The sequence below is a fragment of the Enterococcus sp. CSURQ0835 genome, assembly GCF_902706605.1.
Taxonomy (GTDB): domain Bacteria; phylum Bacillota; class Bacilli; order Lactobacillales; family Enterococcaceae; genus Enterococcus_A.
The window spans coordinates 83,017-96,153 of the sequence record NZ_CACSLH010000003.1; the positions used below are offsets into that span (position 1 = coordinate 83,017).

Genomic DNA, 13,137 nt, shown 5'->3' on the forward strand with positions numbered 1-13,137 from the left:
TTCTGGCAGGTCATTTTTAATTTTCAAAATAAAGTGGCTGGTAGCCGTAGTGAGTCAAAAAGCGTTCAAAATCAGTAAAAGCTAAGACGACCGTTGCCGTATTGAGATTTGGATGAAAGCCAATTTTTTGATTGCGATCGATCGCTTGCTCGATTACGACTGTGATTTGTCGCTGCTGATCACAAGGCAATGCAAGTGGTGTTACGGAGCCTTTTGTCAAACCTAATAAATCAAATAGCCGCTTTTCCGAAGCAAAGCTCAAATGTTTTTCACCTAGTTGTGTCGCTAGCTTTTTTAAATCTAATCGCTGCTGACTACGGCAAATGACCAAATAATCCTTTTTCGTAGTTTTTCCTTTTAACAATAAATTTTTGACTTCGGTGCCGTCAATTACAAAATCGATCTCCGATACTGTGAAAACAGCTGGATGTTCTACCACGTGATAAGCAATCCCTAACTGATCTAAATTTTGATAGACAACTTGTTTTTCCATGGCCCACCTCCAAAGTTAGCGTACCATAAGCAATAGAAAATCATCAATGAAAAACTTTTCCAGCTCGTTCATAAAATGGTTCTGAAACTCCAGCTTGTTGGTTGATATACCGAGCTAAAACAAAAAATAAATCAGATAAGCGATTCAAAACTTTATAGGCTTGCTCATTGTATGGCTCTCCTGCTGTCACAAGTTCTGTTGTTTCCCGCTCTGCTCGTCGCGTGACCGTCCGCAAAATATGAAAGTGACTCGCAACTAAGTGACCGCCAGGTAAAATAAATTTTTCAATCGGTGTCACTTGAGTACTATATTGATCGATCATTTTTTCCACTGCAGTCAACTCTTTTTTCGTTACGATGTAAGACGCATCTTTTGCTGGATTGGCCAGGTCCGTTCCGACATCAAATAATAAAACTTGAAGCGCAGTGAGTTGAGCTTTCAATTCAACAAATTGCGAATCTAACTCACTGATGATACTTCCCAACCACGCATTAGCTTCATCAACACTGCCATACGCACTCACTCGTGGACTATTTTTAGGGACACGTGTGCCACCGATCAAAGCAGTTTTTCCACGATCCCCACTTTTCGTATAAACTTTCATAAGCTCCTCCTATAAACCACATTTTAATTGCACTTTACAATTGGTACAAGTACTGCAGCCGCCAATTTCTTCAATCGTCCCTTGATGACAAATCGGACAGATCTCCCCGTCTTCGATCTCTGAAACGGTTACGACTTGTCCAGCTGACAGCTTAGAATCAAATGCTGGTGTAGCAGTTTCATTTTCTTCAGCTGTTAAAGTCAAAACTTGTGAATCTCGGCTGCCATCCACATACACCGTCCCTCCTTTAGCTCCGCCACGATATAATGCTTGATAGATTTTGGCCACTTGTGGGACTTGATACCCTTTTGGTGCATTCACTGTTTTAGAAATCGAGCTATCGACCCAGCGTTGGATCGTACATTGCACACTGACATGTGCTTCAGGAGACAATTCCATCGCTGAAACAAAAAATTCTGGTAACTCAGCTGGATCTGCAGTCGGCTGGTTTGCGAGATACTCTTCTACGATCGCGGCATTGACTTCAATGAATTTTCCTAAGCGGCCACTGCGGAAGTACGAGAATGAGAAATAAGGTTCTAGTCCCGTTGCAACCCCCACCATCGTACCAGTTGAACCCGTGGGAGCCACCGTCAATAAATGTGAATTTCGGATCCCATATTTTAAAATATCTGCTTTGATATCAGCTGGCATTTTTTTCATATAACCAGTAGTAATAAATTTTTCTCGTAACTGATGCGTCTGCTCCGTCGTTTGCCCCACTAAGAAAGGAAAACTACCTTTTTCTTTTGCTAGTTCGATCGACGTACGATAAGCAGTCGTTGCGATCGTTTCAAATACTTGGTCGACTAACGCATTTCCGTCTGTTGAGCCATAAACCTTTTCACAGTAAATCAACAGATCCGCTAAGCCCATCACTCCTAATCCGATTCGACGTTCGCCTTTTGCTTGCTGTTCATTTTTTTCAAAAAAGTACGGCGTTGCATCGATCACATCATCTTGGAAACGCACGCTCGTGGCAACAATTTTCGCTAATTTTTCAAAATCGACGGTGTGCGTAGTGCGATCAACGACGTTAGCCAAATTGATCGCCGCAAGATTGCAAACAGCATACGGAGTCAACGGTTGTTCGCCGCACGGATTGGTGGCAACGACTTTTTGTCCGTAAGCAGTAGCATTGGTCATTTCGTTTGCGTTGTCGATAAAGAAAATCCCCGGCTCAGCTGAATAAGTAGCGCAATAGGTGATCAGATCCCAGAGTTCACGGGCTTTGATCGTTTGATAAACTTTGACTTGGCGACCGGTTTTTTCCCACTCGCGCACATCACCGCATTCAGCCCAATTTGCATCGTAATCTTCCATCGCTGCAGCATCATAACTTTCAACAGCTGGAAAACGCAATTGGTATGTTTGGTCTTGCTCAACGGCAGTCATAAATTCTTTCGTCAAACAGACGGAGATATTTGCTCCAGACAAAAAGTCAGGCTCTTTGACCGTGTACGTTCCGCCATCAAGTAATTTTTGCTGCAGTTTTGCAAGTGCTGGATTATCCTTTAATGAAAGTTCTGTTGCCTGCGCGGTGACTTGTTGATAAAGCGCACGTTCAGAGTCTGTCAAGGGTGTAAACGTCAATTTTTGTTGTGCCAACTGCCGGACAGTTTCACTTGTAGTCGTTACAATCAAATGGCGCAAAACATTGGAATTTTGGATCTTTGCAATGATAAATTCAAAAATATCTGGATGCCAGTCTGCTAACATGATCATCTGCGCGCCGCGACGGCTTCCGCCTTGTTCGACTAAATTCGTGAGGTTAGCTAAGTCATTCAACCAAGAAACTGCACCCGATGATTTTCCATTTACGCCGTGGACGATCGCCGCATGAGGTCGCAACGTTGAGCCATTGGTGCCGACACCACCGCCCCGACTCATGATCTCCATGACTTCTTGCCGATGTTTTGCCAGCCCGCCCCGCGAATCGTGGATAAACGGCATCACGAAACAATTGAAATACGTCACTTCTGAATCCGTTCCGGCACCATACAAGACTCGGCCAGCTGGGATCAAGTTTTGTTCCACTAAGTGATGGTAAAATCGTTTAAATGTTTTGGTTTGATCCGTTCGTTCTTGACTAGCGATCCCATGAGCGACGCGTTTTGCGATCTGTTCATAATAAAGCTCGAGTGGTTTTTCGACTTCCACTCGGTTGCGGATCACGCGTCCAGTCGCCGCTTCTTTTAAGTCAGTCAAGGCCGTTCGAAATTCTGTTTCGACTTCGATTTGAAGTTTATCCTCAGCTAACAAGGCAACTACCTGCCCGATCCCTCGTGCTGGGTATTGGGGATCAGCGTGAGTCGTCAAGACGACTAGATCTCCTACTTCAATCGTTTCCCCTGTTGGATCTTTTGCGGCATAACGATCTAACATGATCAAGCGTGAGATCCCTTCAAATGTCATTTTCATTCCTGCTTCGATCGGAAAAAGTGCCGGAAATTTTTCGATAACAGAATTTATTTTTTTGCTGCTATTTGTTAATTGAACTTGACTCAACACGTCCACTCCTTCTAGATATTGTGTTCGAGTTGTATTATCCTGCTAGATATTGTGGATTTCAAGAGTTGTATTTCAAATTTTTTTGTGGTACGGTGAGAATCATTTTCAATTGAGTAGTACTTTTTATTTCCATTGCACCCAGTCAAAAAACCGACTGAAGATTGAAGTCCCCACAAAAGTCTAACTTTTTTTAGGGGCTTCAGATCCCAGCCGGTTTTTGAAAACTACATTTAATGGACTGTTTGTTTTACGGAAACTTTTGCTAGTGCTTGTTTTAAATCAGCGATCAGATCTTCTGTGTCTTCGATCCCAACTGATAAGCGCAGCAAGCCTTCTGTCACGCCTTGTTTTTCACGTTCTGCTTTTGGCACGCAAGCATGGCTCATGGTGACAGGATATGATAAGATCGATTCCACCCCACCTAAGCTCACCGCTGCAATCGGGATTTTCAACGCTTCGGCAAACGTAAAGACTGCTGCTTGATCGGCTAGCTCAAATGATAAAACTGCTCCGCCAGAAGTTGCCTGTCTTTGTTGGATCTGATAACCAGGATGACTTTTCAAGCCAGGGTAGTGGACTGTTTTAACAGCTGGATGAGCCGCTAATAACTCACTGATTTGCTGCGCACTTTTTGCACTTTGTTCCATACGTAAACCGAGTGTCTTCATTCCACGCATGATCAGCCAGCAATCTTCAACCCCCAAGATCCCGCCTAAAACTTTTTGCTGTAAAGCAACTTGTTGTGCTAATACTTCATCATTGGTGATCACCAAGCCTGCGACTACATCGCTATGACCATTGATAAACTTCGTCGCACTGTGGATCACAAGATCAACTCCGAGTTCCAGTGGTTTTTGAAACTGCGGTGTCATAAACGTATTGTCAATGATCGTCAGTAAGTCGTGTCGGCGTGCGATAGCGACAACGTCATTAATATCGGTGACTTGTAACAACGGATTTGACGGTGTTTCTAAATACAAAGCTTTCGTATTTGGTTGAATCGCTTCTTCCCAAGCAGCCAAATCAGTCTCATCGACAAACGTCACCTCGATTCCAAAACGATTTAGCACTTCATTGACTAGCTGGAAGGTCCCGCCATAAATACTCTTACACAACACGAGATGGTCGCCTTGGCTAAAGCTCAATAAAACAGCAGAAATCGCACTCATCCCCGATGCAAAAGCCGTTGCGAACTGTCCGCCTTCAATCGCTGCGATCCCAGCTTCTAACGCGTGCCGAGTCGGATTGCCAAACCGAGAATACGTGTAAGGCTGACTGTCTTTAATTGACGCTTGGCTAAAGGTTGAACATTGATAAAGCGGAATCGAAGAGGCTCCCGTCGTCTCATCGAACACAGGATAACCATGAATTAATTTAGTATTGTCTTTCATTAACTAATCGCTCCTTTGATCAGAAATTTCGGCTAGCACACTAACCTTGCTCTTCAATCTTAACATATATTTGAAAGCGTTTTAACAAATGGCCCGATCTTCGCTACTTTTTTACAGTCTTCCCGTTGATTTCTGATTTTTCTTTAATCGGAGCGCGCTTCATTTTAATTGAACGTTCCAGCTAAACAAAAAAGCCAGCTGCATCAACAGCTGACTCCAAAGTTTAATTTTTAGTCCGGCTCAAGTAAGATTGATACAAGAACAATCCAACGATTGTAAAGCCGACCGGTCCGGCGATCATCCACAATGTATCGCGCATGCCTGCGCCTTCGATGATCGGTTGAATGATCGTGAAGACGTTAGCGGCTAAGACCAATAAGAAGACTACCACACTAATCGTGATCGTCATACTATGTGATTTGTAAACTTCAAACGGCCGATCCAAACCAGTTTTTTTCTTGAATTTAGGGAAAGCATAAATCAAGAACAAGTAAGGTAACGTCATGGAAACATTGGCCATCAAGGTCAAGATGTTATAAAACGCTGATGGATCTGGTGTTGCAAATGATGCGATCAAAATAATCGCTACTACGATCGCACATTGGACCCACATCGCAAAACTTGGCATGCCATTTTCATTTAGTTTCGTGAATTTAGCTGGCCATAATTTTTTCGGTGTTCCCATGATCAATGTTTTCAATGGTGAGTAAGTCAAGGTGAAGAACGCACCACTATAAGCTAAGAACATGCCTAGCCCAGTATAACGAGCAAACCAATTACCCATGCTGATTGCTGCTGCTTGACTCAAGCCGATGCCCTTACCAAATTCAAACCCTAAGTTATTCATCATAACGTAACTGATATTCCCAAGGTTCGTTGTTTTGCCAGAAAGAATAGCATCCCAGTTTGTTGAAACGCCCCATAAGAAGATCCCTAATGCATAGCCGATGACGATGACTAACGCTGACAAGATGACACCTTTCGGGAAAGTTTTTTCCGGATTTTCTGTTTTATCGACCATCCCACCAACAGCTTCTAAACCGCCGTAAGCAAAGATCGCAAAGACCGCAAACCCGAGTAACCCGATTGGACTTTGATAACTTGGATTTGGTGAGTGTAAGATGTGGTTGAACGGTTGTGCCAGGTGACCACCATTCGTTGCTAAGATGATCCCTGAGATCACGATCAGCACCGCATTTAAACTCATCACTGCCAAACCACCGACGCTCGTGATCTTGACGATTCCTTTGACCCCTTTAATGGAGACAAACGTTACTAAGATCATCCAGAAACAAGCCAGTAAGCCGACCATTTGAGTTGAGTTCAACCCAAACAGGCCTAGTTTTTGCGTTTGGTCACTCCCGGCAAAAGCCGTTGTGAACGGAATCCAAACCTTTGAAGACGTCGACACCATCCAAATAACATACGAGGCAAACCACATAAAGGTTCCGATAAACGCAAACCGTGGTCCTACACTGACCTCAAGCCATTTGTACATCCCACTGTTTTCGCCTTTGATGGTTGAACCGAATTCGGCCATCATCAATGCAAACGGAATGAAGAAAAGAATCGCAGCTACGACATAAAAGACGATTGAGCCATACCCCATCAAGTAAAAGGCTACCGGTCCATTGGCAAACCCAAATACGGAGGTAAAGATCATCATGACTAAAGCGCCAAGCGTCATGCCCTTTTCTGCTTTGGACATTAAAACCACTCCTATTCATTTTTTATGGGTGCATCCACTTGTTTTTCAAAGTAACGAATAAATAATTTCAAGCTGGTCAATCAGTTAGCTTCAAAAAAAACAAAATGAGAAACTCCCGTTTAAAACTTTACACTGAAAAATTAGTTTAAGCAAGTCGGTCAAAAAACGCTTTTGATTTGATCGCAACTTCGCGCTCCACAAGACAAACTAGTCAAGACTCAAACTAGCACTCCTCTTCTTCATTTTTAAAATAACATAAACCAAAAAATTAGTCTGGCTTTTTTGACTTTTAGTCGTCATTTTATTTTTGTATTTTAAAACATTAGCTACGAAAAATATTGATATAGCAAAGTTTTACTTCCCAAACGATGTCATCAAATCAAGATTTGAAAACTTGATTGTCCTTCCAATTATATTTTCAAATCAGTTTAAGAACTACAACTGATTAAAAAAAACTGATTTTGATCATTCGGTTCACCGAAACCAGTTGTTCAACTGACAAAACTTGATCGCCTAGCACTTTAAAAAATAATAAAAGTCACGCTCTTTTTTTAACAAAAAAAAGATAAAACCACAGCTTAATACCATGGATTTATCTTCTGATTATAATTTTTCTGAAAATTCTATTTTGTTTTCGTGTTTATTTTTCCAAACGTTTCCAAAAACTGATGTGATTGATATACAACCACGCGCCTGCCATGATAAATAACCACAGCAATACACCACCATTTAATAGCCAAGCGTTGACTTTAAAATAAACTCCGACGGCATATAAAACGATGAGCGCCCCACCGATCACTAGCGAAACAAACATCCATAACATCAAACCAAAATTTCCGCCACCACGAGTAAATAGCTGACTGACATTCGTCCACGTCAAATCTAACAACCGATAGTCTCGAGCGAAAAAATACAGTGAAAATAAATACGTTCCCCACAATGTCCCGATTAAATACATTCCCGTCAAAAGAAGCGGTAACCGAAAGGCAAGACTAGCTATTAGAGCGAGCCCACCAGCTAAAAACATTTGAATACCGCAACCAAACCAAAATTTATTTTTCAAATACGTCCGCAGCGATAGTGGCAGCGACTTGATAAAGGCAAAGTTTTCACGATCCAATGAGATCAAATTACTGACAAGCGATGCTGGATTCAAAAGTAGATCCGCAAAAACGAGTCCGCCTAAAAAGAAGACGCCAAAGTATTCGGACCCTAACTGGTTCAAATGAAAGCCCCCGGTCGAAAACATCGTAGCCAAAAAGACGATCGGTAAAAGTAAAGATGATGTTGCAACTTGCATGATCAGATTAGGATTTTTGATCAACTGGAAATTGTAATTAAATAGCTGGCGTTTGAAACTTTGCTCCCCTTTTACCCGTCGTTTTTTCTGGGGAACTTGATTGGCCTCGTCACCAAATTGGACATAAAGTTTTGGAACGATCACAGCTTTCAAAATCAAAAACAATCCGCCTAAAAGAACTAAAAGGCCAGCTAAACAAGCAAGTCCCGCAAGTGATAATGGCGCGTGAGCTAATTGATAAAAAGGCCAAAACAAATGCAAGACTGGTCGATCCACGATTTTTTCACCGACGACCGCTTGATTATGACTCATCAACATGATCCCGACAAACATGACGATCGTCGAGATCACTAGCATCAACGTCGTGAACAATTTCTTATGGCGTAAAAACGATTTCGTTTGAGTCAACTTGAAAATCAAAATACTGCAGGCACCAAACAAGACTAAGAAAAAAGCTAAAAATAAAACGAGCGCACTTAAGACAGCTAACGGTAAGACAATCCCACTGCGCCATGCGGTTAAGAAAAACAAGATCAATAGCGGTAATAAAAATGGAATGATCGTCATGCCGACTACGATGAATTTAGCAAAAAAGACTTCTCCTTGTCTAAAAGGTAAAGGTAAATAGTCTTTCAAGTCACGACTTTCGAAAAAAACATTGAAGATCGCTGACATCGATTGAGAAAAGCCGATGACTCCGAACAGTCCCATATAATAAGTGAAATAACCAGGCAATTTGGAAAAATCCATAAAGACCATCGTCATACCATAGACCACTAAAAAAATGATCCCGGAAAGCACATATTGACTCACGATCGCTTGAATCAATTTTTTCCCGCGCTTACCTTTTTTACGACTTTGCAATGTGTAAGACGGGTTGACATACAATAAATTCAGCGTGGTCAATGTTTTAAGCTGAGTTTTATTCATCTTGCGTCCCCTCTTCCACAGCTTGCAACGCTTGATTTGAAGCACGACCAGCCATTTGCAAATAAATATTTTCTAACGATTGATCGGGATGTGCCGCTAATAAGTCTTTGACCGAGCCGTTATAGATCAACTGCCCTTGTTTTAAAATCGCTAATTCATCACACAATTGCTGCGCAGTATCTAACACATGGGTCGAAAAGATCACGGTCTTTCCTTTTTTAGCATGTTCTTTCATCAATTCTTTTAAATCATAAGAAGCTTGCGGATCTAAGCCTTGTAAAGGTTCATCTAAGATCCAAATATCAGGATCTGGCAGTAAGGCACCGATCAAGATCGTTTTTTGCCGCATCCCGTGAGAAAAACTATCTAACGTTTCATCGACATGAGATTGCAGCTCAAACAGTTCTACCAGTTCTTTTAATCGCGGTGCTGCTTGAGCTTGATCCAAACTGTAAGCTGCGGTGATCAGATCCCAATATTCATTGGCAGTCAATTGTAAAAATAGATCTGGAGAATCTGGCACGTAAGCGATTTTTTGTTTAATCGCTAGCCGATGTTCTTTCAATTCTAAGCCGTCGATCGTAATTTTTCCCGCTGTCGGCTCGATGATACTGACTAAACTTTTGATAGTCGTCGATTTCCCCGCTCCATTATGCCCTAAAAAACCAAAGATCTCTCCGGCTTGAATGGTCAAACTCAGTTCATCTAACGCGACTTTCTCCCCATACTTTTTAGTGACACTCGTTAATTCAATCATAAGTGCGCCTTCTTCCTGATTCGTTTTTTTTACTATACGCAAAAACAAATGAAATGACAATCTAATTCTAGTGCGCTGCTTAGTAAAAATTTTATTCCCAAAATAAAAAACAACCTGACAAAGCCAAAGCTTTAACAAAAATGCGTTTTAGTTAAGTAGAAGTCTTTAGCTTGCAACAACTCATAATTCAAACTAGAAAAATCGGCGGGAGTGACAGCAGCAGGATTTAATATAGAAGCAATAATTTTTCGACGCTTTAAACCAAATACAATCAACAGGCGTTAACCTGAGCTCACCCGCTCTAAAACGAGTAATTTCCTGATGGTTGAAGTAGCGTGCCGGCTGATCTGTCCCGGTTTTTTTCAACACGATCGCAGTAGAGGTAAAAATCAGCAAATAGGGTTTTGAAAAAATGGTACTGTACAACAAGTCTGTTTTTAAAAGCGCATGCAAACTAGGGGCAAGCCCGCGCTGAACGACTAAAAAATTATGATTCGGTACGATGCCTAATGAACGAATATACGCTTCGGCAGCTGTTTTTTCTTGATAATTGAAATGCATTGGATTCTCCGCAGTTTTGATTCAGGTTTACCACATTCCCATTCATTTGCAAGTAAAAAAGACAGAAACCAGCTAAAGCGCCGATCTCTGTCTTTTCATTTGTTGCTTTTTACTTCGCTGACGTTGCGAGCGCTGCTTTAGCCAAAGTCATTTGAGCTTGAGGGATTCTAAATGGTGAACAAGAGATATAGTTGATATCCAATTGACTTAAAAAGGCGATGGATTTCGGATGGGCCGCGGCTTCACCACAGACACCAATTTTTAACGCTGGGTTGACTTTGCGTCCATTTTTGATCGCGATTTTCATCATTGCTCCAACACCCGCTTCATCGATCACTTGAAACGGATCATCTGCAAAAATACCAGCATCTAAATATTGATTAACGATCCGTGGCGAGTCATCTCGTGACAACCCTAAGACCATTTGCGTCAAATCGTTCGTCCCAAAGCTAAAGAAATCTGCATGCTGAGCGATTTCACCAGCGACAAAACAAGCACGAGGGATCTCGATCATCGTCCCAATCTGATAGTTGAGAATCAATTCATTTTTCGTTAAATACGTTTGGACGGCTTCTTCCACAGCTCCTCTAACGCGCGCAAATTCGTTGGCATCAATGGTGAACGGGATCATGATTTCCGGTGTGATCACATAATTTTCAGCTTGTGCCACTTCTACGGCCGCTTCAACGATCGCTTCAGCTTGCATTTGATAGATCTCAGGATAAGCGACGCCTAACCGCAATCCGCGGAAACCTAACATGGGATTAGTTTCAGCTAAATTATCCGTCTTACGTTTCACTTCATTAAATGTTTTACCTAATTCTTTTGCTACTTCCCGGCACTCGCTGTCATTTTTTGGTAAAAATTCATGGAGCGGTGGGTCCAACAAACGAACAGTCGTCGCTTTACCCGCTGCTGCTTGGTACATGAATTTAAAATCTTGCTTTTGCACTTTTTTCAATTCTTTTAAGACTTGTAAGCGCTCTGCTAATGTATCCGCTAAAATCAGTTGACGGAACTGCAGTAAGCGGGTTTTTTCAAAAAACATATGCTCAGTTCGCGCCAATCCGATTCCTGTGGCACCTAAAGTCATCCCCATCGCGATATCTTTTGGTGTCTCGGCATTGGCTCGGACTTTGATTTGGCTATGGCGATCCCAAATAGCATGTAACTCATCTAAAGCTACCGTACTAGTGACTTCTTCAAGCGGGATCTCACCAAAATAAATTTTCCCCGTACTACCGTCAACTGATAAGATGGTACCTTCTTCGATTTTTTCTTTACCGACCGTCCCGATTTTTTCTTCATTGACAACGGTCAAGGCCTCGCAGCCGACGACTGAACAAATCCCCATACCGCGTGCAACTACAGCAGCGTGAGAAGTCATTCCGCCACGACTAGTGACGACCGCTTCACTGACTGCGATCCCTTCGATATCTTCAGGTGAGGTCTCCTCACGAACTAAAATCACATGTTCACCCCGTGCTTTGGCTTCCGTAGCCGCTTCGGCACTGAAGTATGCGGCTCCCACGGCTGCTCCTGGGCTTGCCGCAAGTCCAGTCAAAAACGGAACGCGCTTAGCTAAGATTTTTTCATCAAAGCTTGGGTGTAAGGAAGCTTCCAAGTCTTTGGCTTCGATTCGATTGACTAATTCTTCTTCATCAATGATCTGTTCACTGTAAAGATCAAGCAAGATCTTAAGAGTTGCTTTGGCGGTACGTTTCCCATTACGTGTTTGTAAAATAAATAATTTTCCTCGTTCGATCGTAAACTCGATGTCTTGCATATCGCGGTAGTGTCTTTCTAATTTTTCGCAAATCGCTTTTAATTGTGCGTATTGGTCAGGCAAATCTTCGGCTAACACTTTGATCGGTTTTGGTGTCCGAACACCTGCAACGACATCTTCACCTTGGGCATTGATCAAATATTCACCAAACAACCCCGCTTCACCAGTCGATGGGTTGCGAGTGAAAACTACCCCAGTCCCAGAAGTCTCGCCAAAATTACCGAAGACCATCTCTTGGATATTGACGGCAGTCCCTAAATCATCACTGATATTATGGATGCGGCGATAGGTCTTCGCCCGTTGGTTGTTCCAACTACCAAAAACAGCTTCGATCGCTAAATACAATTGATCGATTGGATCTTGCGGAAATTCACGGTGGATCGTTTTGACATACAGCTCTTTGTATTCGCTTACAATTCGTTTCCAATGATCCGCTGTTAATTCATTATCATATTTCAATCCTGCTGCTTTTTTTAAAGCCGTGATCCGTGCTTCAAATTTTGAATTGTCGATTCCTAAGACCACATCCCCAAACATTTGCAACAAGCGCCGATAACAGTCGTAAGCAAAGCGTGGATTTTGACTATTTTTCGCTAAGACTTCCACCGTTTCATCATTCAGTCCTAGATTCAACACAGTGTCCATCATTCCTGGCATCGAAAATTTCGAACCGCTTCGAACGGAGACGAGTAAAGGATTTTTGTGATCACCAAATGTCTTGCCCGTTTTTTCAGCTAATGTCGCCACTGCTTGAGCCACTTGCTGTTTCATTTCAGCGTTTAATTGGTTGTGGTGCGCTAAATAATCAAGGCAAGCTTCCGTCGTAACGGTAAAACCAGTTGGAACCGGCAAACCTAATTTAGTCATCTCAGCTAAATTGGCTCCCTTGCCGCCTAATAATCCTCGTTGTTCTTTTGAACCTTCTGAAAATAAATATACCCAGCGCTTCATAAAAATCTCCTTCACCTTTTTATTTGTTTAATTAATCTGTTTACAGTTTAATACGATGATTATTGTTTGTCAATAACACACATATAAAAGGTTTAATCCCACTCATTAAAATAATTAATCGATTTAATAAGCGTTTGATAAACTA

The 13,137-nt window shown here is 42.0% G+C and carries 9 protein-coding genes; all 9 read right to left on the bottom strand.

All coding sequences use genetic code 11. The features are described from left to right. Window positions 1-16: 16 nt before the first annotated feature. The 9 genes from GVJ38_RS02465 to ppdK all read right to left on the bottom strand — a co-directional run bounded on the left by GVJ38_RS02465 (window position 17) and on the right by ppdK (window position 12,992). The gene (locus GVJ38_RS02465) at window positions 17-493 is read right to left on the bottom strand and encodes a prolyl-tRNA synthetase associated domain-containing protein (RefSeq protein ID WP_159721584.1); all 477 of its coding nucleotides are present in this window, start codon (window positions 491-493) and stop codon (window positions 17-19) included. A 43-nt stretch (window positions 494-536) separates the two neighbouring features. Continuing rightward, window positions 537-1,097 (bottom strand): cob(I)yrinic acid a,c-diamide adenosyltransferase, encoded by a 561-nt coding sequence (locus tag GVJ38_RS02470; RefSeq protein WP_159721585.1) that lies wholly within the window; start codon window positions 1,095-1,097, stop codon window positions 537-539. 9 nt (window positions 1,098-1,106) lie between these two features. Further along, window positions 1,107-3,569 (bottom strand): vitamin B12-dependent ribonucleotide reductase, encoded by a 2,463-nt coding sequence (locus GVJ38_RS02475; RefSeq protein WP_235032792.1) that lies wholly within the window; start codon window positions 3,567-3,569, stop codon window positions 1,107-1,109. Window positions 3,570-3,838: 269 nt separating this feature from the next. Beyond that, on the bottom strand, window positions 3,839-4,999 hold the full coding sequence (locus GVJ38_RS02480; protein WP_159721587.1) for a trans-sulfuration enzyme family protein: 1,161 nt from the start codon (window positions 4,997-4,999) through the stop codon (window positions 3,839-3,841). 223 nt (window positions 5,000-5,222) lie between these two features. Beyond that, the gene (gene yjeM, locus GVJ38_RS02485; protein ID WP_159721588.1) at window positions 5,223-6,707 is read right to left on the bottom strand and encodes a glutamate/gamma-aminobutyrate family transporter YjeM; all 1,485 of its coding nucleotides are present in this window, start codon (window positions 6,705-6,707) and stop codon (window positions 5,223-5,225) included. 640 nt (window positions 6,708-7,347) lie between these two features. Next, window positions 7,348-8,937, bottom strand: coding sequence for an ABC transporter (locus GVJ38_RS02490; RefSeq protein ID WP_159721589.1), 1,590 nt, complete (start codon window positions 8,935-8,937; stop codon window positions 7,348-7,350). Beyond that, a complete protein-coding gene (locus tag GVJ38_RS02495) occupies window positions 8,930-9,694 on the bottom strand; it encodes an ABC transporter ATP-binding protein (protein ID WP_159721590.1) in 765 nt (254 codons plus the stop codon). Before GVJ38_RS02495 ends, GVJ38_RS02490 begins: the two co-directional genes overlap by 8 nt. Window positions 9,695-9,886: 192 nt before the next feature. Next, on the bottom strand, window positions 9,887-10,255 hold the full coding sequence (locus tag GVJ38_RS02500; protein ID WP_159721591.1) for a hypothetical protein: 369 nt from the start codon (window positions 10,253-10,255) through the stop codon (window positions 9,887-9,889). A 109-nt stretch (window positions 10,256-10,364) separates the two neighbouring features. Beyond that, complete coding sequence (gene ppdK / locus GVJ38_RS02505; RefSeq protein WP_159721592.1) at window positions 10,365-12,992, bottom strand: pyruvate, phosphate dikinase; 2,628 nt, start codon at window positions 12,990-12,992, stop codon at window positions 10,365-10,367. Window positions 12,993-13,137: the final 145 nt, after the last annotated feature.

Bases quoted from the DNA above. Each gene is read 5' to 3' on its own strand.
- GVJ38_RS02465 (WP_159721584.1), bottom strand. From the start codon at position 493: ATGGAAAAACAAGTTGTCTATCAAAATTTAGATCAGTTAGGGATTGCT.
- GVJ38_RS02470 (WP_159721585.1), bottom strand. From the start codon at position 1,097: ATGAAAGTTTATACGAAAAGTGGGGATCGTGGAAAAACTGCTTTGATC.
- GVJ38_RS02480 (WP_159721587.1), bottom strand. From the start codon at position 4,999: ATGAAAGACAATACTAAATTAATTCATGGTTATCCTGTGTTCGATGAG.
- yjeM (WP_159721588.1), bottom strand. From the start codon at position 6,707: ATGTCCAAAGCAGAAAAGGGCATGACGCTTGGCGCTTTAGTCATGATG.
- GVJ38_RS02490 (WP_159721589.1), bottom strand. From the start codon at position 8,937: ATGAATAAAACTCAGCTTAAAACATTGACCACGCTGAATTTATTGTAT.
- GVJ38_RS02495 (WP_159721590.1), bottom strand. From the start codon at position 9,694: ATGATTGAATTAACGAGTGTCACTAAAAAGTATGGGGAGAAAGTCGCG.
- GVJ38_RS02500 (WP_159721591.1), bottom strand. From the start codon at position 10,255: ATGCATTTCAATTATCAAGAAAAAACAGCTGCCGAAGCGTATATTCGT.
- ppdK (WP_159721592.1), bottom strand. From the start codon at position 12,992: ATGAAGCGCTGGGTATATTTATTTTCAGAAGGTTCAAAAGAACAACGA.